This window comes from Pseudoxanthomonas sp. CF125, from assembly GCF_900104085.1.
Classification (GTDB): domain Bacteria; phylum Pseudomonadota; class Gammaproteobacteria; order Xanthomonadales; family Xanthomonadaceae; genus Pseudoxanthomonas_A.
In genome coordinates this window covers 1,492,073-1,515,190 of sequence record NZ_FNLD01000001.1, presented here as the reverse complement: position 1 = coordinate 1,515,190, position 23,118 = coordinate 1,492,073, and the positions used below count along the sequence as shown (strand labels likewise).

The following is a 23,118-nucleotide window of genomic DNA, read 5'->3' as shown; positions in this document are numbered from 1 at the left end:
GCCAAAGCTTACATGCCGACGCGGCGTATACGGACTAGTCTGTAGGCCACGGGTATACTTCACTGGACTGCGCCCGCAACCGGCGGGCATCACCCGACGGAAGACGATATGGCACGCGGCATCAACAAAGTGATCCTGGTGGGCAATCTGGGCAACGACCCGGACACCAAGTACACCCAGGGCGGCATGGCGATCACCCGGATCAGCCTGGCCACCACCAGCGTCCGCAAGGACAAGGATGGCAACCAGCAGGAACGCACCGAATGGCACCGCGTGGTGTTCTTCGGCAAGCTGGGCGAGATCGCCGGCGAATACCTGCGCAAGGGCAGCTCGGTCTATGTGGAAGGCTCGCTGCGCTACGACAAGTACACCGGACAGGATGGCGTGGAGAAATATTCCACCGATATCATCGCCGACGAGATGCAGATGCTCGGCGGCAGGGGCGAGGGTGGCGGCGGTGGTGGCGATCGCCCACAGCGTAGCGCGCCGGCGCAACGCCAGGACGCTTCGGGACCGCGCCGTCAGCAGCCCGCCGCTCAGCAGGCTCCGATGGACGACTTCGCGGACGACGACATTCCGTTCTGAGGATCGTCGTTTAGCTCATCTTGTAGAACATTCGATTTCTGGAGGCAGATGTGCCGACTTGGCTCGTAACTGGTGGCGCAGGCTTCATCGGTGGCAATTTCGTATTGGAAGCGGTGGCTAAGGGCATTCGCGTCATCAATCTGGATGCGCTGACCTACGCAGGAAACCTGGACACGTTGTCTTCCCTGGAGGGCGATCCCAACCACGTTTTCGTCCACGGCAACATCGGCGACCAGTCCCTGGTATCGCGATTGCTGGCCGAACACCAGCCCGATGCGGTGGTGAATTTCGCCGCCGAGAGCCATGTCGATCGATCTATCGATGGTCCTGGGGCATTCGTGCAGACCAATGTGGTCGGCACGCTCGCTCTGTTGGAGTCGGTACGGGATTACTGGCGTGCGCTGGAGGGCGCCAAACGCGACGCGTTCCGGTTACTGCATGTTTCCACCGACGAGGTCTATGGCTCGCTGGGCGACACCGGCAAGTTCACCGAAAGCACGCCATTCGCGCCCAATTCGCCGTATTCCGCTTCCAAGGCGGCATCCGACCACCTGGTGCGGGCGTTCCATCACACCTACGGCTTGCCGGTGCTGACCACCAATTGCTCGAATAACTATGGGCCGTACCATTTCCCTGAAAAACTCATTCCGCTGATCATCGCGCGCGCGCTGGCGGGCGAGCCCTTACCGGTCTATGGCGACGGCAAGAACGTCCGCGACTGGCTGTATGTGAGCGACCATTGCTCGGCCATCCGTACCGTTCTGGAAAAGGGGCGGCCTGGCGAAACGTATAACGTCGGTGGCGACGCGGAGCGGCAGAACATCGAGGTGGTGGAAGCCATCTGCAAGTTGCTGGACGAGCGGCGTCCCCGTGCAGACGGCGAGCCGCGTGCCAGCCAGATCACCTATGTCACCGACCGCCCCGGCCACGACCGCAGATATGCGATAGACGCGTCGAAATTGCAGGGCGAGCTGGGCTGGAAGCCCCAATACACCTTCGAGAAAGGCATCGCGCAGACCGTCGACTGGTATCTCGAGAATCAGGCCTGGGTGAAACGGGTTTTGGACGGCAGCTATCGCTTGGAAAGAATCGGCGCCGCCGCCTGACGCAAAGGAAGCAAGAAATGACGCAACGCAAAGGCATCATCCTGGCTGGCGGTTCCGGCACGCGCCTGTATCCGATCACCCAGACCGTCAGCAAACAGCTGCTGCCCGTCTACGACAAGCCGATGATCTATTACCCGCTCAGCGTGCTGATGCTGGCGGGGATACGCGAAGTGCTGGTGATCAACACGCCGCACGAGCAGGCACTGTTCAAGCAGCTGCTCGGGGATGGTTCGCAATGGGGCATGCGCATCGAATACGCGCCGCAGCCAAGCCCGGACGGACTGGCGCAAGCCTATCTGATCGGCAAGGATTTTGTTGCGGGCCAGCCGAGCTGCCTGGTGCTGGGCGACAACATTTTTCATGGGCATGGCTTGACCGAAACGCTCAAACGCGCCGACACGCGCGAGCAAGGCGCGACGGTGTTCGGTTATTGGGTCAGCGATCCGGAAAGATACGGGGTCGCCGAGTTCGACGAAGGCGGCAGGGTGGTAGGGCTGGAAGAAAAACCTACAAAGCCGCGCTCCAATTATGCGGTCACAGGCTTGTATTTCTACGATGGGCGCGCCAGCGACTATGCGGCTTCATTGAAGCCCTCGGCACGCGGAGAGCTGGAGATCACCGATCTCAACCGTTGCTATCTGGATGACGGCTCGTTGCATCTGGAGCCGCTGGGACGCGGCTTCGCATGGCTGGATACCGGCACGCATCAATCCTTGCTGGAGGCCTCCAACTTCATCGAAACGATCGAGGCCAGGCAAGGGCTGCGAGTCTGCTGCCCGGAAGAAATCGCGTTCGGAAACGGATGGATCGATGTCACACAGCTTGAGAAACTGGCCGCCCCGCTGGCCAAGAATGGTTACGGACAATATTTGCTTTCGCTTGTAACCCGCGGGATTGTGCGATGAAGGTCATCGAAACCGACCTTGCCGGTTGCGTCGTGATCGAGCCGGCGGTCTTCGGCGATGATCGCGGTTTCTTCTTCGAGACCTGGAATGCGGACCGTTACGGACAGCTCGGGCTCCCCGACAAGTTCGTGCAGAGCAACGTTTCTTCTTCCGCGCGCGGCGTATTGCGTGGGCTGCATTACCAGTGGCCCAACCCGCAAGGCAAGCTGGTGAGCGTGCTGGAAGGCGAGGTTTACGACGTCGCGGTGGATATCCGCCGGGGCTCTCCCACTTTCGGGCGCTGGGCCGCCATGATCCTCAGCGCGGAGAACAAGCGACAATTCTGGATTCCGGAAGGCTTTGCTCATGGCTTCGCCGTGCTTTCCGAGCGCGCGATCCTCAGCTATCTGTGCACCGCCCAATACGACAAGTCCGCCGATGCCGGCGTTCGCTGGGACGATGCGGCGATCGGCATTGACTGGCCGATCGATGCGCCGTTGCTTTCGGACAAGGATGGCAAAGCACCATTCCTGGCGGAAGTGGCCGAAGACCGCTTGCCGATTTACGGTGCATGAGAATCTTGTTGCTTGGAGCCAACGGGCAGGTGGGCCATGAGCTCATGCGCAGTCTCAATCCGTTGGGCGATATCGTCGCGACCACACGGAGCGGCACGCTGAATGGCGAAGAATGCGAGATAGCAGACTTCGACCAACCCGATTCTCTTCCCGCACTGTTTAGTCGTGTTTCGCCGGATGTCGTCGTGAATGCCGCCGCCTACACTGCGGTCGATCGTGCCGAAAGCGAACCTGAAGCCGCATTTCGCGCCAATGCCGAGGCCCCGGGGAAATTGGCGGAAGCTTGCGCCGCAAGCGACGCCATGCTGGTGCATTACTCCACCGATTATGTCTTCGACGGTCAGGGCACCCGCCCATACCGTGAGGAGGACCCCACCGCCCCGCTGGGCGTTTATGGCGTCAGCAAACTGGCCGGCGAGCGGGCTATAGAAGCGTCGGGCTGCAGGCGATTCGTCTTCCGTACCGCATGGGTATACGGCAATCACGGAGCCAATTTCATGCGCACCATGCTGCGGCTCGGTGCCGAACGCGAGGAACTTCGCGTAGTCGCTGACCAGATCGGCACACCCACACCGGCGGCTTTGATCGCCGACGTGACCACGCGGATCATCGAGGGGGCGTCCCAGGCTTACGGGACGTTTCACTTGACGGCCCGCGGACAGGCGAGTTGGCACGCTTTCGCCGCCGAAATTTTCGAAAGCGCCCAACGGCGAGGCCTGTTGGCCAAGGTCCCGCGTGTATTGCCCATCACCACGGCAGAGTATCCGACTCCTGCCAAGCGTCCAGCCTACTCGTGCCTGGATACGTCAGCGCTGCAGAATACCTTCGGTATCGCATTGCCGGATTGGAAGCTGGGCCTCGAGCAGGTATTTGCGGCGGGTTCCGCGCAAGATTGAATTCGCGCAGGACTGAGTCGGTCGCATCTACGATCAAACTAAGGATTGCGCCATAGGCGGGAATGGGCGGAACGGCTGCGCGCCATCGCCAAGGCGGGTAACATCCGTCATGCGCAGGGGGCTGCGCATGGGAAGGCCTCTTTCTGGCCTGTGTTGGATTGACAGGGAGCAACACGCAAATGAAGTACGCAATACTTGCGGCGATCCTCGCCTTGGGCGCGGTTACGCCTGCGCGTGCGCAGGTGGACCTGGACAGTTACATAAAGAAAAACCAGTTCAACGACATCAAGATATCGCCGGATGGACAGTACCTTGCTGCCACGGTTCCGTTGGAAGACCGTACCGGCTTTGCGGTGCTGCGTCGCACCGATTCGAAGGTCATGACCTCTATCGCGCTGGGTAAGAACAACCACGTGGCCAGCTTCTTCTGGGTCAACAAGGAGCGTTTGCTGCTTACCGTATCGCAGAAGTTCGGGATGCTGGAGCAGCCGCAGCCTACTGGCGAGATCTTGGCTCTCAATTTCGACGACAAGGGGCCCGAGGCACTGGTCGGATACCGCGCAGCGGGCGTGCAGGCCGGAACGCATATCCAGACCAAGAACAACGAACGCGTGGCCGCGATCGACGTAGACAGCATACCGGGCGACGACCGCAACGTGATCGTGACGGTCACGCCCTATAGCGAAGACGAGATGTGGTACCGCGCGGATCGGATGGATGTCTACACCGGACGCCGCACCATCGTTGCGCGCGCGCCGGTCAAGGGCGCGTCGTTCCATATCGACAATAAAGGCGTTGTCCGTTTCGCCATGGGCGCCGAGTACGACAACGCCAGCAAACTCTACTATCGCGAAAGCGATACAGCGGACTGGAAACTGGTCAACGACGAGAACTCAAGCGGACGCGTCGAGTCGCCGGTGGGATTCTCCGCCGACGATCGCATCGCCTATCTGCAGGTGGAGCAGGCAAGCGGGCCAGACTCCATCGTGGCCTACGACACCATAAGCGGTGAACGCAAGGAACTGCTCCGCGACAAGTTCTCCGATCCTACGACGATCATCGGCGAGTTCGGCCCCTCGCGTGTGCCGGTGGGCGTCATGTACATGGATGGGCGTCCGCATACCAGCTTCTTCGACCCGAAGGGCACCGAGGCGCGCATCTACCGAATGTTAGAAGCGGCATTTCCGAATGATGCGGTAATGGTGACGTCAACCACCGATGATGGAAAGACGGCCCTGGTTAGCACCTATTCCGACCGCGATCCCGGCAGCTTCTATCTGTTCGATACCGAGACCAAGAAGGCCTCCTATGTACTTAGCCGGCGCAGATGGATCGACCCCAAACAGATGGCCGCCGTGAAGCCGGTCGAGCTGAAGGCGCGCGATGGTGTAGTCATGCGTGGGTATCTGACGCTGCCGCAAGGCAAAGGCGAGCGCAGCTTGCCGCTCGTGATCTACCCGCACGGAGGGCCGTTCGGTATCTACGACCTGTGGGGGTTCGATACCGATCCGCAGATACTGGCGGCGGCAGGTTATGCAGTGCTTCAGGTCAACTATCGCGGATCGGGAAACTACGGCCGTAGTTTCCGTCAATCGGGTGCTTTGCAATGGGGCCTGACCATGCAGGACGATCTGACCGACGCGACGCGCTGGGCGATCGAACAGGGCATCGCCGACCGCAATCGCATCTGCATGTACGGCGCCAGCTACGGCGCCTACGCGTCGCTGATGGGTGTGGCCAAGGAGCCAGGGCTGTATCAATGCGCGGCAGGTTACGTGGGGGTCTACGATCTGGTTGTGCTTAGTGCGCAAGAAAGCCGCGAAAGCAAGCGGTCGAGCACTTGGACTGCAGAGTGGATGGGCAAGGGTGAAAGCCTGGCGCCGGTGTCGCCCAACCGCATCGCGGACCGCATCAAGGTTCCGGTATTCCTGGCGGCCGGCGGCGAGGATCTGACCGCGCCCATCGCGCAGAGCGAGAAAATGGAGAGCGCCTTGAAAAAGGTCGGTGTGCCTGTGGAGACGCTTTACTACCGTACCGAAGGCCACGGCTTCTACACCGTCGAGCATCAGCGCGAGTACTACGGCAAGCTGCTTGCATTCCTGGATCGCCATATCGGTGCGGCCAAGCAAAGCACGGCAACAGAATAAAAAGAGCGTCGCCACTTCCGGTGGCGACGCCACCTGCAAGCAGAGATACAGAGATAGCGTACCGCCTGGATTATTTCACTCCGTGCATCATCCGCTTCAACAGTGGCGCCAGCAGGAAAGCGACCACCGCGCAGCCCAGACCCACCCACATCAGCAGCCAGAACAGGTCAGCGTACTTTCCCGCGGCTTCGACCATATCCATGGTTTCGCCTTCGGGTATCTCGATCGCGGCAAGCTTGCCGAATTGCGCGGCCAACGTTTCCGAAAAGGCGGTCGCCAAAAACCACGTGCCCATCATCAGGCTGACCACCCGCGGCATCGACAGCTGGGTCACGGCGGAAAGTCCGACCGGCGCCAGGCACATCTCGCCGATTTCCAGAATCAGGTAGGCCAATACGAGCCACCACACACTAGCCATCTGGCCGGTTTCGCCGACCTGCTGCGCGGCCCAGGCCAGCGGAATGAAAGACAGGCCAGCGAACATCAGGCCCAGTGCGGATTTGAACGGCTTGGAAGGATCGCGCCCGCGCCGGCCCAGCCATGCCCACAGCGCCGCGAATACCGGCGCCAGCACCACCAGGAAGAAGGCGCCCAGATAGGTCAGCGAGCCTGCCGTCTGCGGCAGAACCACGCAATCGCGCACCAGGCAGACCAGCATGACCGCGCTCACCGCTATGAACAGCAGACGCGGCGTGGTGGATTCCGGCGTGCGGTCCGACAGTCGCGCAGCGAGCATGAACGAGAGCGGCGCCAGCAACAGGGAATAGGTGGACCACGGCGCGGTCCGCACGAACAGCGAGAGGTTGGTAGCCCAGTCCGTGGTCCATTCGAAAGGCTGCAGAGGCGCGACCAGCGAAGGTGCGATGTCCTTGGTCAGCAGGCGATCGGTGAAGGTCACCCAGGAGCCGTAGGTCTGCTCGTACAGGGTGAAGAACACCAGGCACATGAAGATCATCGCCATCAACGCGAGCATCTGCTGCCGTTGCACCGGCGTGCACTGGGAAAGGACGAACCAGCCGAACCAGACCAGCACGATAGCCAGCACCACCAGCATCAGCATCAGCGCCAACGGTACTTCTCCGCCCAGGGCGAAGGCGCCGTTGCCCGATGCCCACATCAGCCAGGCGATCGGCAATATTCCGGCGACGGCGGCGGCGTAGATCAGCCATTCGCGCGGTAGGCCCAGCACGCGTTCGCGCAGCAAGGCGGGCTCGCGCGGTTCGGCATGGCCGTGCAGGTATTTCTGTCCCCACAGGAACAGCACCAGGCCCAGCAGCATGCCGATGCCCGCCGCGCCGAAGCCGTACTTCCAGCCCAGCGTCTCGCCCAGGTAGCCGCAGACCAGCGAAGCGAACAGCGCGCCCAGGTTGATGCCCGCGTAGAAAAGCGAGAAGCCCGAATCGCGGCGCGGATCGTTTTCTTCGTACAACTTGCCGACGATGGTGGAGATGTTGGGTTTGAGGAAACCCACGCCCATGATGATCAGCGCCAGCGACAGATAGGTATAGCGCAGCGAACTTTCGTCGCGCATGACCTGGCCGCCTACATTGACCGCGGCATTGCCCTCGAAGGCCATGCCCGCATGCCCCAGCACCAGCAGCAGGCCGCCGAACACCACCGCCTTGCGCATGCCCAGCCAGCGGTCGGCCATCAGCCCGCCGATCACCGGGATGCAGTACACCAGGCCTCCGTAGGCGCCCAGCAGGTCGTAGCCGGCCTTGTCCGGGAACAAGTGGTATTTGGTCAGGTAAAGCAACAGCAGCGCCTTCATGCCGTAGAAGGAGAAGCGCTCCCACATTTCGGTGAAGAAGCAGACGTAGACGCCTTTGGGATGGCCGAGGAAGTCCTCGCGCGCCGGGAGGGCTGGCAGGGTGGAAGCGGACAAGGGCAGGCCCCGCGCGGAAAGCCGGAGTATAGCCGCGCCTGGCCAGCTCCCTGTGCTGGACTTGCCGGTGGCTTCCTTATAGCTTGTCGGCTCCTCGAAGCTCAGGGATTCGCATGAACAGCGCGCAGACGCCGCAACTTACCCTCCGTGCCGTGCTGCTGGCGGTCGTATTGGCCATGATCCTGTCGGCCGCCAATGCCTATCTTGGCCTGTTTGCGGGGCTGACCATCGCCACCGCCATCCCCGCTGCGGTGGTGTCGATGGGCGTGCTGCGCCTGCTCGGCGGCGGCACCATTCTGGAGAACAACATCGTTCAGACCGGCGCCTCGGCAGGTTCGTCGATAGCGGCCGGCGTCATCTTCACTATCCCGGCGCTGATCATCCTGGGCTACTGGCAGGACTTCCGTTATTCGTGGGTGCTGGCCATCGCCGGCCTGGGCGGCCTGCTGGGCGTGTTGTTCTCGGTACCGCTGCGCCGCACCATGATCGTGGAAGATCCGCTTCCGTTCCCGGAAGGGAAGGCGGCTGCCGAAGTGCTGAAGGCCGGCGAGAATCCCGGTCCGGGTTTGAAGATCCTGGCCATGTCGGCAGCTATCGGCGCGCTGGTGAAGCTGGCCGCCGCCAGCGGCCTGCGCATGATCCCCGACAGCTGGGCGCAGGCGGGCTTCTTCGTCAACAACAAAGTACTGGCCTACCTGGGCACCAATCTTTCGCCCGCATTGCTGGGCGTGGGCTACATCGTCGGCCTGAACATCGGCATCGTCGTGCTGTCGGGTGCGGTGCTTTCCTGGCACATCGCCATACCGATCTACAATGCCTTCTTCCTCAACAACGATCCGGCCCTGGCGACACAGATAGCCGGCGCCGGCGCGGTCGACACGGCCTTCGCCATCTGGTCCAACAAGGTCCGCTATCTGGGCGTGGGCACCATGCTCATCGGTGGCATGTGGACGCTATTCTCGTTGCGCAAGTCGCTGGCGTCCGGCATCCGCAGCGGGTTCGCCGCCGCGCGCAAGGCCAAGGGCGAAGCGGTGGCCGAAACCGACCGCGATCTGCCGATGAAATGGATGCTGATCGCGTTGGTGGTATTCGTGGTTCCGTTGGCGCTGCTGTACCAGGCCATCGTGGGGCAGTGGACGGTCAGCATTCCGATGACCATCATCATGATCGTGGCAGGCTTCCTGTTCGTCTCGGTGTCGGCTTATCTGGCCGGCCTGGTCGGTTCTTCCAACAATCCGGTTTCCGGCATCACCATCGCCACCATCCTGTTCGCGTCGGTGGTTCTGGTGTTCCTGCTGGGGCGGAATTCGCCGATCGGCGCGGTGGCTGCGATCATGATTGGCGCGGTGGTGTGCTGCGCTGCGGCGGTGGGCGGCGACAATCTGCAGGATCTGAAGGCCGGCTACATCGTCGGTGCCACGCCGTGGAAACAGCAGTTGATGCTGGCCATCGGCGCTTTCTCGTGCGCATTGATCATGGCGCCGGTGCTGAACTTGCTGGCCGCCGCCTATGGCATCGGTGCGCCGACTCCGGAACATCCCAATTCGCTCTCCGCACCGCAGGCTACCCTGATGGCGTCCGTGGCCAAAGGCATGTTTGGTGGCGTGTTGCCGTGGGGCATGATCGCCATCGGCGCCGGCATCGGCGCGCTCATCATCGCGCTCGACGAATGGCTGAAATCGCGCAGCGCGAAATTCCGCGTGCCCGTGCTGGCCGCGGCCATCGGCATCTATCTGCCGCTGGAATTGATGGTGCCCATTTTCCTTGGCGGCCTGCTCTCGCACTTCGTGCAGCGCAAGCACAAGGTCGACGATGACAATGAAGAAGAGAAGGACCGCATCCATCGTCCGGGCACATTGTTCTCCGCGGGCCTGATCACCGGCGAAGCGTTGATGGGCATCGCGATAGCGGTTCCGATCGTGGTTTCGGGAAGCGCGGATGTACTGGCTTTGCCGGAAGCCTGGCGTTTCAACCAGTGGATCGGGCTGGTGGTGCTTGCTGTGGTGGGCTGGCTGCTTTATCGCAGCGGCAGCAAATCGCGTCCGCAACACGAATCGCCGGTGAAATAGCGCCTTAGGATGCGCAAAGGCATGACTTCATGCCTTTGCGCATGGCCGGCATTACGGCCTAACATCGGGGTTTTCCTGTTGCTGGAGCCCCGGATGAAGCTGCGAACCGCCCTGTTGCCCCTTTGCCTGCTGGCCGCATTGCCGGCCATGGCCGCTACGCGCGGATTCGACGTGCGCGACATGGTGGCGCTGGACCGCGTGTCCTCGCCCGTGCTGTCGCCCGACGGCGCGGTGGTCGTTTTCGCCCAGCGGCAGATGGACAAGGAAGTCGTCAAGGCCACGACAGGGCTGTGGGTGCGCAACCTGCTGACCCGCGACATGGCGCCGCCCAAGCGCTTGACCCCGGAAGGCTGGAACGTGAACTCGCCTTCGTTCTCGCCCGACGGCAAAACCGTGTATTTCCTCAGCGGGAAATCCGGCACCCAGCAGCTGTATTCAATCGCCTCCGGTGGCGGCACGCCGAAACAGCTCACCGCTTTCGCATTGGACATCGGCAGCTACAAGTTGTCGCCGGATGGCACTCGCGTCGCGTTCAGCGCGGATACTTTCGCCGACTGCAAGGCCGACTTCGCCTGCACGCAGAAGAAGCTCGACGACACCAAGGCCAAGAAAAGCACCGGCGTAATTTATGAAGAGCTGTTCGTGCGCCATTGGGACACCTGGAGCGATGGCCGCCGTAGCCGGCTGTTCGTAAGCGATTTGCCCGTGGGCAAGGCCAAGGCGGCCACTGCCGCCACCGCGTTGACCGATTCGCTGGATGGCGATGCGCCTTCCAAGCCTTTCGGCGACGCCAGCGAGTACACCTGGTCGCCCGACGGGAAAACACTGGTGGCCGGCATCCGCGTGGCCGGAAAATCCGAAGCCTGGTCCACCAACTTCGACCTCTACCGCATGAATGCCGACGGTACCGGCGCGCCGGTCAACCTGACCGCGGCCAACAAGGCCTGGGATGCGGGCCCGGTATTCAGCGCCGACGGCAAGACGCTGTTTTATCGCGCGATGAAACGTCCCGGCTTCGAGGCCGACCGCTTCGCGCTGATGAGCATGGACGTGGGCAGCGGGCAGGTCCGCGAAATCGCCGCGCATTGGGACCGTTCCGCCGACAACATCGTATTGTCGCAGGATGGCGGCACCATCTTCACCACCGCGCAGGACACCGGTCAGCATCCTTTGTTCGCCGTCGAGATCGCCACCGGCAAGACGGAGCAGATCGTCGGCGACGGCACCATCGGCGACTTCCAGGTCGCGGGCCAGACCTTGGCGTTCACGCGCAATACGCTCAAGACCGGCGATCAGTTGTTCACCACCACCACTGCAGCGGGCGCTCCGTTGCGCGCGATCACACAGAGCACGCAAGAGCGGCTCAAGGACGTGGCTTTCGGCGATTTCGAGCAGTTCGACTTCAAGGGTGCCGGCGGCGATACCGTGCACGGTTACGTGGTCAAGCCATGGAACTACGTGGAAGGGAAGAAATACCCGGTCGCGTTCCTGATCCATGGCGGCCCGCAGGGCAGTTTCGGCAACGGCTGGAGTTACCGCTGGAACCCGCAGACCTACGCGGGGCAGGGCTATGCCGTGGTGATGATCGATTTCCACGGCTCCACCGGTTATGGCCAGGCCTTCACCGATGCCATCAGCCAGGACTGGGGCGGCAAGCCGCTGGAAGACCTGCAGAAGGGCTGGGCGGCGGCGCAGAAGGAATACGCTTTCCTCGATGGCGCCAACGCCTGCGCGCTCGGCGCGAGCTACGGCGGCTACATGATCAACTGGATCGCCGGCAACTGGCATACGCCCGCTTCCGGGGCATGGAAATGCCTGGTGAACCACGACGGCGTATTCGACACGCGCTCGATGGGTTACGTGACCGAGGAGCTGTGGTTCAGCGAGTGGGAGAACGGCGGAACGCCGTATGAAAAACCCAGGAACTACGAGAAGTTCAACCCGGTCAACCATATCGCCGAATGGCGCGTGCCCACGCTGGTGGTGCAGGGCGAGAAAGACTACCGCGTGCCTCTCGACCAGGGTCTGTCCGCGTTCACCGCTTTGCAGCGCAAGGGCATCGAATCCAAGTTGCTGTACTTCCCCGATGAAAACCATTGGGTGCTCAAGCCGCAGAACAGCGTGCTGTGGCATGACACGGTCAATGGCTGGCTCAAGCAGCACCTGACCCCCTAATCCACCGCAGACCCGCGCTTCCGGCTTCGCCGGCGGCGCGGGTTCGCATCGCGTCAGGAGAGTCGGATCCGATGGCCATCGAAACCGCAGCGCCTTCCACCGCGCTGATCACCAACGATATCGTGCTGTTCGGTCTGATCGCAGGCACGCTGGGTGCGGTGTTCTGGACGGCCTCGCGCGAGACCGGCATGTGGAAGAAGTTCTACACCTACGTGCCGGCGTTGCTGCTCTGCTATTTCATTCCCGGCATCTACAACAGCGTGGGCCTGATCGACGGCAACGCCAGCAAGCTGTACAACCCCATCGCCAGCCGCGTGCTGCTGCCTGCGGCGCTGGTGCTGCTGACCCTCACCATCGATCTGAAGGGCGTGCTGCGGCTGGGGCCGAAACTGCTGCTGATGTACATAGGCGCCTCGGTCACGGTGATGATCGGCGCATTCTTCGCCTTCTGGTTGATGGGTTTGCTGCATCCGGAAACGGTGGCCGGCGATACCTGGGCCGGCATGGCCACGCTGGCCGGCAGCTGGATCGGCGGCGGCGCCAACATGGTGGCGATGAAGGAGGTGTTCGCGGTCGACGAAACCACTTTCGGCCAGTTCGTGGTCGTCGATGTCGGCGTCGGTTATGTGTGGATGGCGGTGCTGATCTTCCTGGCCGGTCGCGCCGAGGCGATCGATGCACGCAGCGGCGCCGACACGCGGGCCATCGAGGATCTCAAGCAGCGTCTGGCCAGCTACCAGCAACAGCACGAGCGCGTGGCCTCGCTGTCGGATCTCATGGTGATCCTGGGCATCGCCTTCGGCGCGGTCGGCCTGGCCCATGCGGTGGCGGGTCCGGCATCGGCCTGGTTCGGCGCCAACGTCTCGTGGGCGCGGCAGGTCAGCCTGCACGAACCGTTCGTATGGGTGGTGGTGCTGTCCACGCTGGTCGGCTTGGGATTGAGCTTCACCCGTGCGCGCACGCTGGACGGCGCCGGAGCTTCCAAGATCGGCGCATTGCTGCTGTACATCCTCATCGCCTGCATCGGCATGCAGATGGACATCAAGGCGCTGGCCGACCGGCCGTGGCTGTTCGCGCTGGGCCTGATCTGGATTTCCGTGCACATCGTTTTGCTGTGGCTGCTGGGCAGGGCGTTGAAGGTGCCGTTCTTCTATTTCGCGATGGGCTCGCAGAGCAATATCGGCGGACCCGCATCGGCGCCGGTGGTGGCGTCGGTGTTCCATCCGTCGCTTGCGCCGGTGGGCGCTTTGCTCGGCGCGCTGGGTTATGCGACCGGTACGGTGTTGGCCTATATCGTCGGCATCACGTTGAAGGCGATGGCCGGGGCTTGAGCCTGAGCCTGAGCTTCTAAGGAACTTCGAACCAGTCTGCATCAATGTCAAAGACACTGTGGATTCCGTTCATGGTGAACTTGTCCTATAAACCGTTCGTGGTGAGCCTGTCGAACCACGCTTTTCGAGGGAAGGCCGGCTTGCTATTACTGAAATTTCTCGCCAAGAGCGTGGTTCGACAGGCTCACCACGAACGGATTCCCGACAGGCTCACCACGAACGGGATTACTTAATTCAGAGATTCCCTATTTAGAGATCGGATTCCTTAGAGCTGGACTGCACGCTGTTGGCGTTGCTCCACTTGCTGAGTCTGGCTTTGCTGCTGATCCTGCTCGCGTAGTTGCGCTGCGCTGAGCCGCGCGGGAATTTGGCTGGCCTGTTCCACATCGATACGGCTGCGCTGGTGAGCGGGGTCGTGCACTGCGCCCTGTACCGAGAACAGGTTGTCGCCGCGCTCGGAAGCCAGCACGTGGTCGATCCGCTTCAAACCGTCCGAGCCAGCGCGCGCCGCAGTGCTGGCCGCGACATTGAAGAAACGCTCGTCTTCGGAAAGGCCCAACTGCTGGCGTTGCCCGGACAGACCATCGACCGCATTCCTGAGCAGCCGGTTGGAGGTGCTGCTGGCGTCGCCGATGGTATCGGGCCCGGCGCCGGGGTTACGCTGGCGCACCTGCAGTTGCGCCAGGTCCTGCGCTTCCATGACCGCTTCGATGTAGTGCAGGTCCAGGCGGTGCAGCAGCATCTTGCCGGGCACCAGGCGCTCGAAGAAGGTCAGAGGATCGGGATCCGGCAGTTCGATCTTGTGCCCCGGCGCGTCCGGCATCGCCCATTTCAGCGGGATGCTGTCTTCCTGCAGATGAGTGAGCAGTTCGTTCTTGACGCGGTAGCTGCGGATCAGGCCCTGCTCGGCTTCCTGTTTGAGCACGTCGGCGTCGAAACCGTAGCGTTCCAGGGTCTTGTCGTGCACGCCGGCGGCGTTGAAGGTGACCGCGGGGACTTCGCCGACCATGCTCGCCGCGGCCGCCAGGCCGCCGCCGAGCGATTGCCCGGTCAGGACCACGTTGTTGCCGAAGGCCTGTTTGGCCTGTCGCGCCAGGGCGATGGCCTGGTCGTACTGCGCGTCCTCGAATCCAAGGCCCTGGCGGAAGTTGTGGCGCCAGTCTTTGCCTTCGTCGGTACCGGCGTAGGCCACCACCACGGCTCCGCTGGCATCCCGGTACAGCGAGGCGTCGAAGCCGCTCTTGCCGTCGTGCAGCAGGCTGGGGTCGATGCCTGCGGCGCGCACTGCGGCATCGTCCATGCGTTGCCAGGTCCCAGGCAGGACCGGTGCGGACGACGACTCGCCGCGGCGTGCGTCGGCGACGGCATAGTTGTCCTGGATCAGCGTCGACAACTCGCGATCCACCGCGTGCGGCTGCTGCCCCGCCACATCGTTCGCAAAACCATTGCCGGTTGGAGTCGAGGTAGCGGGCATCCCTGTGGAAACATTCATGCGCGATTCCTTTGCGTGTGCGTGCCTTGGCGTATGGAGTTGGCGACGCTTGCCGGCGCCGCGCGTTCCAGTGGGTTACTGCGTGGCGATGCCGTTGGCCGCGAGCCAGTCGCGCACCTTCTGTCGCGATTGCCTGCCTTCGGCGTTGAGGCGCGCGTCCGAACCGGAGAACAACGCAGCCTGGAAGGTGTTGCCGCGACTGTCGGTGGCATTGGGGTCCACGCCCAGTTGCAACAGCTGCAGCACGCGCCCGGCATCGTTGACCTGTGCGGCCACGTGCAGCAGCGAGTTGCCCATCGAGTCGGTGCGGTGGAGATCGGCGCCGGCTTTCACCAGCAGGTCGAACTGCGCGCCGCGGCGGCTCTGCACCGCGCGGAAGATCGGGGTCCGGCCGGCACGGGCGCTGACCACGTCCACCGGGGCGCCATGTGCGACCAGCACCTGCAGATACTGCGGATCGTCGGCCATGGCGGCCATGTGCGCCACGGTCTCGCTGTCCATGCCCGGCTGGGCGGCGTTGGCGCCGGCTTCGAGCAGTGCCGAGAGCGAAGCGGGCTTCTGGTTCCAGACCGCCCATTCGAGGAGAGTGACCTGATCATCGCCGCGCGCGGTCAAATTGGCCGGCGATGCGAGGGTGCGGATACCGGATACGTCCCCCTCGGCGACCGCATTGGCCAGCGGCACGACCGCAGGGTCGTGGAAAGGCATGGCGGAGGTGGGGCTGAGCGCTGCGGACATGCTGGTTTGCTCCTTTGCACCGGCCGGATCGGCGGCGCATGAAACCATCAGGATGGAAGTTGCGAGTGCCGCCAGGGCGGGGACCTGCTTGCGCATTTGCGGTTTCCTTTCCGGCTGCGTGTCTGCGTCGCTGAATGTGGTGTTGCTCCGATGCGACGAGCCGATCCTAGCACCGCTTTTGCAGAACGGATGTTTCGATTTCGTTATCCGCAAAGATTATGCGAGCCCGGGTGGCTGGGTGAATCCGGGGGGCCGGAGCCAGGCATTGCACCCGGCTCACTTGTGGCTACGTCAGCAGCAGCGGAATCCGTTCTTGCCGCCAAAGCGCGCTTCCTGCCGTTCGCGGAAGAAGGTCTTGTAGTCCATCACTTCGCGCTCAGGGTGCTTTTCCATCATGTGGCGCACGTAGTTGTCGTAGTCGGGCACGCCGCAGCACAGCCGCGCGGTCTGCACCAGGCGCCGCCATACGCGGCGGTGCGCCTGGTACTGGCCGGCGGGAACCAGTTCGGTTCCCATCAGTGTGCTCCTATCGGTCGCGCGCTCATCGGCATGCTTCGCTCACAGCCGTGCCGCCAACGCCGGATCGACCGCCACGTACGGCGTTTCGCGGTCGCTGCGTTGCGGATTGGCGCGTGCCTTGCGGACGGCGCCGATTGCGTAGAACAGCACGCTGAACACCACGAACAGGAACAACGCGGTCAAGCCGGTGTTGATGTAGCTGTTGAACGCGATCTGCTGCATCTGCTCGATGCTCTTGGCCGGGGCCACGATCTCGCCAGCGGCGATGCCGGTGCGGTATTTCGCGGCCTGCGCAAGGAAACCGACCGCAGGATTGGAATCGAAGATCTTGATGAAGCCCGCGGTAACCGTGCAGACCAGTAGCCATGCGGCCGGCAGGATGGTCACCCACGCGTAGCGGTCGCGCTTCATCTTGAACAGCACCACCGTGCACATCATCAGCGCGATGCCGGCCAGCATCTGGTTGGCAATGCCGAACAGCGGCCACAAGGTGTTGATGCCGCCCAACGGATCGACCACGCCCTGGTAGAGGAAATAACCCCACAACGCCACGCAGCCGGCGGTGGCTATTACATTCGCGCCCCAGGACTCCGTGCGGCGTAGCCCCGAATGGAAGGTGCCCAGCAGGTCCTGCAGCATGAAGCGGCCCGCGCGCGTGCCGGCATCGACTGCGGTGAGAATGAACAGCGCTTCAAACAGGATGGCGAAGTGGTACCAGAACGCCATGGTGTTCTCGCCCGGCAGTACGTTGTGCAGGATGTGGGCGATACCCACGGCCAGCGTCGGTGCGCCGCCGGCGCGCGAAAGGATGGTCTTTTCGCCGATGTCCGTCGCTGTAGCAGTCAGCATGTCCGGAGTCACGGTGAAACCCCATTCGCTGATCTTGGCAGCGGCGGAAATCGCGTCGGTGCCGATGGCGGCGGCCGGGCTGTTCATGGCGAAATACACGCCCGGTTCGATCACCGAGGCGGCCACCAAAGCCATGATCGCCACGAACGATTCCATCAGCATGCCGCCATAGCCGATGTAGCGCATGTGGCCTTCGCTGGCCAGCAGCTTGGGTGTAGTGCCGGAGGAAATCAGCGCATGGAAGCCAGAAACCGCGCCGCAGGCGATGGTGATGAAGAGGAACGGGAACAGGCCGCCTTTCCACACCGGACCGGTGCCGTCGGTGAACTGGGTCAGCGCCGGCATCTTCAATTCCGGCATCACGATCACGATGCCGATGGCCAGGGCGATGATGGTGCCGATCTTGAGGAAGGTGGATAGGTAATCGCGCGGCGCCAGGATCAGCCAGACCGGCAATACCGCGGCGACGAAGCCGTAGCCGACCAGCATCCAGGTGATCTGCGTGCCGGTGAAGGTGAACGCCGGGCCCCAGGTCGGATGCGCGCCGACTTTGCCGCCCAACCAGATCGAGAACAGCAGCAGTGCGATGCCGACGATGGAGATTTCGCCGATCTTGCCTGGACGGATGTAGCGCATATAGACGCCCATCAGCACCGCGATGGGAATGGTGGCCATCACAGTGAACATGCCCCACGGGCTTTCCGCCAGCGCCTTCACCACGATCATCGCCAGCACCGCCAGGATGATGATCATGATCAGGAAGGCGCCGAACAGCGCGATGGTGCCGGGGATCTTCCCCATTTCCTCGCGCACCAGATCGCCGAGCGAGCGCGCATCGCGCCGGCTGGAGATGAACAGCACCATGAAGTCCTGCACCGCGCCGGCCAGGACCACGCCGGTGATCAGCCAGAGCATGCCGGGCAGGTAGCCCATCTGCGCGGCCAGCACCGGTCCGACCAATGGCCCCGCACCGGCGATGGCGGCGAAGTGGTGGCCGAACAGGACGTGTTTATTGGTGGGTACGAAATCCAGCCCGTCGTTGCGCAGTACCGCGGGCGTGGCCCGAGTGGGATCCAGCCCCATCACTTTGTTGGCGATGAACAGGCTGTAGTAGCGATAGGCGACCAGGTAGATGGAAACCGCCGCTACTACTATCCACAGTGCATTGATCTGCTCGCCGCGGCGCAGGGCGATGGTGCCCAGACAGAATGCGCCAAGCAGCGCCAGTGCACCCCAGGCCAGTTTCGAGAAACCCTTCATGCGAACCCCTCCGTGAACTTCGGGGTAGGGTCCTCCCATGCGGGGAAGGGGTCAATGCGTAACTGCGGATTCAGCCTGCGACTTTGGTCTTAATGCGCGCGTCGCAAGATTGTGCAACGCGTCAACCGATGTCGTGCCGGAATGCAGGTCGCTGTAGGAGCGCGCCCTGCCCGCGACAGGCTTTATCGGTAGAGCTTGTCGCGGGCAGGGCCCGCTCCTACAACGCCGATGGGAATCACAGCCATTTGGCGCGCTTGAACAGCCAGTACAGGCCGCCGCAGATTACCGCGACTCCGCCGATCAACACCGGATAGGCGTAGGTGTCATCGAGTTCGGGCATGTGGGTGAAATTCATTCCGTACCAGCTCGCTACCAAGGTCGGCGCCGCCAGCAGCGCCGCCCACGCGCCCAGGCGCTTCACCACTTCGCCCTGGCCCAGCGTGACCAGCGACAGATTCACGCTCAGCGCGGTGGTCAGCATCTCGCGCAAGGTGTCCAGCGACTCGTTGACGCGCAAGGCATGGTCGTAGACGTCGCGGAAGTAGAGCCTGACTTCTTCGGGAATCAGAGCGCTCTGGGTACGGCTGAGCTGCGCCAGCACGTCCTGCAATGGGCCGACCGCCAGCCGCATCTTGCTGAGCTCGCGTTTCAGTTCGTACAGCCGCACCACGGTGTCGCGGCTATAAGTATCAGCGAAGATCGCCTGTTCCAGCGATTCTGCGGTGTCGCGGAACTCGTCGATGATGGGGCGGTAGTTGTCGACGATGAAATCCATCACCGCATACAGGCCGTACGAGGGACCCAGCACCAGCAGCTCGGGTTCGCGTTCGACGCGCTCGCGCACCGGCGCGTAGGAAAGCGACGCGCCATGGCGCACGGTGACCAGGTAGCGCGGGCCGATGAAGATGTGCGTCTCGCCGTAGACGATCTTTTCATCCACTACCTGTGCGGTGTGGGTAACGGCGAACATGGAGTTGCCGTAAGCCTCCAGCTTGGGGCGCTGGTGCGCATGCTGCGCGTCTTCCACGGCCAGGTCGTGCAGGCAGAATTCTTCCTGCAGCTTCTCCAGGATGACGTCGGCAGGCTCGTACAGGCCTACCCAGACGAAACTGCCGTCGTCCTGGGCCAACGCGTCGCTGATCGCATCCAGGGTGATGTCGTGACGCTTGCCGTCCTTGTCGTAGACGACGCAGTTGATGACGCAAGAGGGCAAGGAGGGCTTGTTGATGTCATTCATGGTGCGAATCGTGCGCCACCCAGAGCGGCGCGGCAAGCGCGTAGGAGCGACGTGAGCCGCGATGAAGCGTTCCAGGAACGTCCTTCGCGACTCACGTCGCTCCTACCGCACGCATGACTACTGGGCGACGAAGCGGATCGCCTGCCCACCACCTGGGGCCAGCCGCAAGGTCAGCGTATCGGCACTGGTGACGGCGCGTTCCTCGATCACGATGTCCTGCGGCGCGCGCTTCCAATCCGCGTTCTCGCCGTCGCGGTAGATCTGCGCGGTGTATTTGCGGCCTGTGTCCAGAAACGAAAGCGGGGCCTTCAGTTCGCGACCTTCCTCATCGGATATGGCGCCCAGGTACCAATTGTCAGAATTGCGGTCCTTGCGCACGATGGTCACGTAGTCGCCGACCTCGCCGTTCAGCACGCGCGTGTCGTCCCAGTCCACCGGCACGTCTTCGATGAACTTGAACGGCTTGGGATTGGCTTCGTAGTTCTCCAGCAGATCCGCGGCCATCTGGATGGGGCTGTAGATCACCACGTAGAGCGCCAATTGCTTGGCCCAGGTGGTAGCGACGCCATCGGGCGCGCGCGTCTTCATGCCGAAGATACCCGGCGTGTAGTCCATGGGGCCGGCCAGCAGGCGGGTGAACACCAGGTTGGCTTCGTGCTCGGGCGGATTGCCGGGTTCGCCCCAGGCGCTGAACTCCATGCCGCGTGCGCCTTCGCGGGAGATCCAGTTGGGATAGGTGCGGCGCAGGCCGGTGTCCTTGATGGGTTCGTGCGCATTGACGGCGATATGGCGCTTGGCCGCTTCGGTCACAACCTTCAGGTGATGCCGCGCCATGTCCTGGCCTTCGTGCCAGGCGTAATGCAGTTTGCCGTCGGCGCCGATGACCTTGGCCTGACCGGCGTCTGCGACGTAGCCGGTCTTGACCGCATCGATGCCCAAACGCTGGTACAGATCGAAACCCGCGCCCATCTGCGATTCGTAATGGGCCGCGTTGCCCGAGGTTTCGTGGTGGCCGATCAGGCGAACGTTCTTGGATTTGGCGTAGGCGGCCAGTTTTTCGATATCGAAATCCGGATACGGCTGGGTGAAGCTGAAATCCTCGCCGTTGCCGAACCAGTCGCCGTCCCAGCCCACGTTCCAGCCCTCGACCAGCACGCCGCCCAGGTGGTGCTTGGCCGCGAAGTCGATGTGCTTCATCACGTTCTCGTTGTTGGCGCCGTGCTTGGGACCGGAGGCCCAGGTCTTCTTGTCCAGATGCATTTCCCACCACACGCCCACGTATTTCATCGGCTGGATCCAGGAAACGTCGCCGAGCTTGTTGGGCTCGTTAAGGTTGAGGATGAGGCTCGAAGTCACCAGACCGCCGGCGTCGTCGGACAGTTGCACGGTGCGCCACGGCGTGTTGAACGGCGCGGTGCGCACCACCTTGCCGTCGCCGATGCCGTCAGTGAGCGTGGCGCGCAGCTTGCGGTTCTCCACCCGGGTCAGGTTCATGCCCGAATAGTCCACCAGCGCCGCTTCATGGATGGAGATGTGCAGGCCGTTGTCGGTGCGCAGGGTGATGGGCGTCTGCGCCTGGCCGACTTCCTGCAGCGGAGTGCGGTGGTACAGGTATTCCTCGCGGTTCCACTCGCCTGCGGGAATCCACCAGGCGGTGGCGTTTTCGGCGATGTTGAATTCGGTCAGTTCCTCGCCGATCCGTACTTGTTTCAGTGCGGGCTGGTCGGGCAATTCGTAACGGAAGCCCAGTCCGTCGTCGTAAACCCGGAACAGCACGTCGAAACTGCGCTTGGGCGCGACCTTCTCGGTCAGGGTCACGCGCAGTTCGTTGTAGTGGTTGCGGATGCTGCGGCGCTCGCCCCAAGGTTGTTCCCAGGTTTCATCGAAGCTGCTGGTCTTGTGCGCGGCGATTGCGAGGTTGCGTTCGAACTTGGGCGAGTCCAGGAAGATGAACCCCAGCCGCGACGGGGAAACCACCGCCTTGCCTTCGCGCAGCACGGAATAGCTGGGGCGTCCGTCCTTGTCGGTGGTCACTTCCACCGACAGGTTGCCGTCGGGCGATGCGATGCCCACCTTGGGCAGCGCCGCAGCCGGTGGCGGCGTGGTGACTTGCGCGCTGACGATGGCGGAGGCGGCGAGGAGCGTGGTCATTGCGAACAGGCGAAGGAGCATGCGGGCTTCCGGATGGCGGACAACAGGCCGCATCCTGCGCCAGCCACGTCAGCGCAACAAGCTGCGTTGCGGGAAGAATACGTATGCAAGAGCCGCATGCACCGGCAGCAGCAGCGCCACCCAGCTCTGGTTGTACTGCAACGCCAGCGGCAACCAATGCAGGATCCACGCGATGGCGGCAAGGCCGGCGACGATCGCCAGCAGCCAGCGGAACCACGCCGCAGGCGCGCGTTTGCGCAACAGCGGAATCGCACCGACCAGCAACAGCAGGCACAGCGGATTGAACAGCAACAGGTTGCGGTTCGCCCACGCAGCCTGGTGCTCGGTGAAGCCCCACAGGAATACCAGCACCGCGCCGACGATTCCGCACACCAGCCACAACGGCAAGGCGAGCGCGGCGATCAGACGCGGCTTGCGCGGTGCGACCAGCACAATGGCGGCGGCCGCGCACAGGCCTATCAGCAGCCAGGGCCACCAGCGGCGCGGCCGCTCGGGCGGTTCCGGTGCGATGCGATGCGGCAGCAGCACCTGTTCGCTCTGCACCAAGGGCCGCCCGGCGGCATTCTTCGCCTCACGCAGGCTGTCGGCCAGGCGCATGGGCACATAGGCTTCTTCCCAACGCGACATCGGCACGTCAGCGTAGGGCCCCAGGCCGATGTCGAAGCCCAGCCACATCCACGGCACCGGCGAGACCAGCCGCACCGCTTCGCTGCGGAAGGTATTGCCGCGCGAACGTCCCACCATCTGCGGTTTCAGCGCGCCGCCCATGGCCTTGTCCAGCGCGTCGCGGACCTGGGTGGAACAATTGGAAACGAAATAATCGTAGCGGTAGCGCGCGTTCTCGGGCTTGGCCCGCTCGGCCAGCGTGTCGGCCAGCGATTGCGCCTGTTCCGGAGTCAGGTCCAGCCATTGCAGCTTCACTCCGCGTCCGACTTCGCGGTAGTAGGACAGGTCCTGCTGCAGCGGCAGGGCGACCAGGTAGTACCGCATGTCGCCATGGGCGAAGCGGCCGACGAAATCCGGCTCGCTCATGTCGAAGAAACCGAAGTTGTACGAGGTCGCTTCGCCCGTCCGCGTATCCAGCACTACGATGGCGTCGTGGCCGAAGCGCTCGAAGAAGATTTCGCCGGGCTGCATGGTCATTACGCCGATGCGGGGGGCAGCAGCCCATGCCGAAGCCGCCAGCATCGACAGCAGG

The 23,118-nt window shown here is 63.0% G+C and carries 17 protein-coding genes; 9 read left to right on the top strand and 8 right to left on the bottom strand.

Annotated features, from left to right (window positions below; all coding sequences use genetic code 11):
* The first annotated feature begins 108 nt into the window (after positions 1 to 108).
* The 6 genes from BLR66_RS06815 to BLR66_RS06790 all read left to right on the top strand — a co-directional run bounded on the left by BLR66_RS06815 (position 109) and on the right by BLR66_RS06790 (position 6,193).
* Positions 109 to 585: a single-stranded DNA-binding protein gene (locus BLR66_RS06815; protein ID WP_093281905.1), complete on the top strand. Its 477-nt coding sequence runs from the start codon at positions 109 to 111 to the stop codon at positions 583 to 585.
* A gap of 50 nt (positions 586 to 635) precedes the next feature.
* On the top strand, positions 636 to 1,691 hold the full coding sequence (gene rfbB, locus BLR66_RS06810) for a dTDP-glucose 4,6-dehydratase (RefSeq protein WP_093281901.1): 1,056 nt from the start codon (positions 636 to 638) through the stop codon (positions 1,689 to 1,691).
* 17 nt (positions 1,692 to 1,708) lie between these two features.
* On the top strand, positions 1,709 to 2,596 hold the full coding sequence (rfbA, locus tag BLR66_RS06805) for a glucose-1-phosphate thymidylyltransferase RfbA (RefSeq protein WP_093281898.1): 888 nt from the start codon (positions 1,709 to 1,711) through the stop codon (positions 2,594 to 2,596).
* On the top strand, positions 2,593 to 3,150 hold the full coding sequence (gene rfbC / locus BLR66_RS06800) for a dTDP-4-dehydrorhamnose 3,5-epimerase (RefSeq protein ID WP_093281893.1): 558 nt from the start codon (positions 2,593 to 2,595) through the stop codon (positions 3,148 to 3,150). The genes rfbA and rfbC overlap by 4 nt, the downstream gene beginning before the upstream one ends.
* Entirely contained in the window at positions 3,147 to 4,046 is a 900-nt protein-coding gene (gene rfbD / locus BLR66_RS06795) for a dTDP-4-dehydrorhamnose reductase (RefSeq protein ID WP_093281889.1), read from the top strand. The genes rfbC and rfbD overlap by 4 nt, the downstream gene beginning before the upstream one ends.
* 179 nt (positions 4,047 to 4,225) lie before the next feature.
* Positions 4,226 to 6,193 carry an alpha/beta hydrolase family protein gene (locus tag BLR66_RS06790; protein ID WP_093281884.1) on the top strand — a complete coding sequence of 656 codons (1,968 nt, stop codon included), beginning with the start codon at positions 4,226 to 4,228 and terminating at the stop codon, positions 6,191 to 6,193.
* Between the two features lie 70 nt (positions 6,194 to 6,263).
* On the opposite strand, the gene BLR66_RS06785 is transcribed toward BLR66_RS06790, so the two are convergent.
* Complete coding sequence (locus tag BLR66_RS06785; RefSeq protein WP_093281880.1) at positions 6,264 to 8,078, bottom strand: peptide MFS transporter; 1,815 nt, start codon at positions 8,076 to 8,078, stop codon at positions 6,264 to 6,266.
* 113 nt (positions 8,079 to 8,191) lie between these two features.
* Here BLR66_RS06785 and BLR66_RS06780 point away from each other — a divergent pair, with 113 nt between their 5' ends.
* The 3 genes from BLR66_RS06780 to BLR66_RS06770 all read left to right on the top strand — a co-directional run bounded on the left by BLR66_RS06780 (position 8,192) and on the right by BLR66_RS06770 (position 13,653).
* Positions 8,192 to 10,147 (top strand): OPT family oligopeptide transporter, encoded by a 1,956-nt coding sequence (locus BLR66_RS06780; RefSeq protein WP_093281875.1) that lies wholly within the window; start codon positions 8,192 to 8,194, stop codon positions 10,145 to 10,147.
* Positions 10,148 to 10,240: 93 nt separating this feature from the next.
* Positions 10,241 to 12,322 (top strand): alpha/beta hydrolase family protein, encoded by a 2,082-nt coding sequence (locus tag BLR66_RS06775; RefSeq protein ID WP_093281871.1) that lies wholly within the window; start codon positions 10,241 to 10,243, stop codon positions 12,320 to 12,322.
* A 71-nt stretch (positions 12,323 to 12,393) separates the two neighbouring features.
* A complete protein-coding gene (locus BLR66_RS06770; protein WP_093281867.1) occupies positions 12,394 to 13,653 on the top strand; it encodes a DUF819 family protein in 1,260 nt (419 codons plus the stop codon).
* Between the two features lie 265 nt (positions 13,654 to 13,918).
* On the opposite strand, the gene BLR66_RS06765 is transcribed toward BLR66_RS06770, so the two are convergent.
* The 7 genes from BLR66_RS06765 to BLR66_RS06735 all read right to left on the bottom strand — a co-directional run bounded on the left by BLR66_RS06765 (position 13,919) and on the right by BLR66_RS06735 (position 23,108).
* A complete protein-coding gene (locus tag BLR66_RS06765; protein WP_093281862.1) occupies positions 13,919 to 15,127 on the bottom strand; it encodes a Tle-like phospholipase domain-containing protein in 1,209 nt (402 codons plus the stop codon).
* Positions 15,128 to 15,220: 93 nt separating this feature from the next.
* Positions 15,221 to 15,979: an ankyrin repeat domain-containing protein gene (locus tag BLR66_RS06760; RefSeq protein WP_093281859.1), complete on the bottom strand. Its 759-nt coding sequence runs from the start codon at positions 15,977 to 15,979 to the stop codon at positions 15,221 to 15,223.
* 195 nt (positions 15,980 to 16,174) lie between these two features.
* Complete coding sequence (locus BLR66_RS06755) at positions 16,175 to 16,399, bottom strand: YbdD/YjiX family protein (RefSeq protein ID WP_093281855.1); 225 nt, start codon at positions 16,397 to 16,399, stop codon at positions 16,175 to 16,177.
* A 42-nt stretch (positions 16,400 to 16,441) separates the two neighbouring features.
* A complete protein-coding gene (locus tag BLR66_RS06750) occupies positions 16,442 to 18,511 on the bottom strand; it encodes a carbon starvation CstA family protein (protein ID WP_093281851.1) in 2,070 nt (689 codons plus the stop codon).
* 235 nt (positions 18,512 to 18,746) lie between these two features.
* Positions 18,747 to 19,748 carry a magnesium/cobalt transporter CorA gene (gene corA / locus BLR66_RS06745; protein ID WP_093281848.1) on the bottom strand — a complete coding sequence of 334 codons (1,002 nt, stop codon included), beginning with the start codon at positions 19,746 to 19,748 and terminating at the stop codon, positions 18,747 to 18,749.
* 117 nt (positions 19,749 to 19,865) lie between these two features.
* Entirely contained in the window at positions 19,866 to 21,920 is a 2,055-nt protein-coding gene (locus BLR66_RS06740) for a glycoside hydrolase family 97 protein (RefSeq protein ID WP_176943783.1), read from the bottom strand.
* Between the two features lie 48 nt (positions 21,921 to 21,968).
* Positions 21,969 to 23,108, bottom strand: a complete 1,140-nt coding sequence (locus tag BLR66_RS06735; RefSeq protein WP_255402385.1) for a lipoprotein N-acyltransferase Lnb domain-containing protein — start codon at positions 23,106 to 23,108, stop codon at positions 21,969 to 21,971.
* Between the last annotated feature and the right edge of the window lie 10 nt (positions 23,109 to 23,118).

Excerpts from the sequence above, each read along its gene's own strand:
- rfbA (WP_093281898.1), top strand. The coding sequence starts at position 1,709 with ATGACGCAACGCAAAGGCATCATCCTGGCTGGCGGTTCCGGCACGCGC.
- BLR66_RS06775 (WP_093281871.1), top strand. The coding sequence starts at position 10,241 with ATGAAGCTGCGAACCGCCCTGTTGCCCCTTTGCCTGCTGGCCGCATTG.
- BLR66_RS06760 (WP_093281859.1), bottom strand. The coding sequence starts at position 15,979 with ATGCGCAAGCAGGTCCCCGCCCTGGCGGCACTCGCAACTTCCATCCTG.
- BLR66_RS06750 (WP_093281851.1), bottom strand. The coding sequence starts at position 18,511 with ATGAAGGGTTTCTCGAAACTGGCCTGGGGTGCACTGGCGCTGCTTGGC.
- BLR66_RS06790 (WP_093281884.1), top strand. The coding sequence starts at position 4,226 with ATGAAGTACGCAATACTTGCGGCGATCCTCGCCTTGGGCGCGGTTACG.
- BLR66_RS06765 (WP_093281862.1), bottom strand. The coding sequence starts at position 15,127 with ATGCCCGCTACCTCGACTCCAACCGGCAATGGTTTTGCGAACGATGTG.
- rfbD (WP_093281889.1), top strand. The coding sequence starts at position 3,147 with ATGAGAATCTTGTTGCTTGGAGCCAACGGGCAGGTGGGCCATGAGCTC.
- BLR66_RS06815 (WP_093281905.1), top strand. The coding sequence starts at position 109 with ATGGCACGCGGCATCAACAAAGTGATCCTGGTGGGCAATCTGGGCAAC.
- BLR66_RS06755 (WP_093281855.1), bottom strand. The coding sequence starts at position 16,399 with ATGGGAACCGAACTGGTTCCCGCCGGCCAGTACCAGGCGCACCGCCGC.
- BLR66_RS06770 (WP_093281867.1), top strand. The coding sequence starts at position 12,394 with ATGGCCATCGAAACCGCAGCGCCTTCCACCGCGCTGATCACCAACGAT.
- corA (WP_093281848.1), bottom strand. The coding sequence starts at position 19,748 with ATGAATGACATCAACAAGCCCTCCTTGCCCTCTTGCGTCATCAACTGC.
- BLR66_RS06780 (WP_093281875.1), top strand. The coding sequence starts at position 8,192 with ATGAACAGCGCGCAGACGCCGCAACTTACCCTCCGTGCCGTGCTGCTG.
- rfbC (WP_093281893.1), top strand. The coding sequence starts at position 2,593 with ATGAAGGTCATCGAAACCGACCTTGCCGGTTGCGTCGTGATCGAGCCG.
- BLR66_RS06735 (WP_255402385.1), bottom strand. The coding sequence starts at position 23,108 with ATGCTGGCGGCTTCGGCATGGGCTGCTGCCCCCCGCATCGGCGTAATG.
- BLR66_RS06740 (WP_176943783.1), bottom strand. The coding sequence starts at position 21,920 with ATGCTCCTTCGCCTGTTCGCAATGACCACGCTCCTCGCCGCCTCCGCC.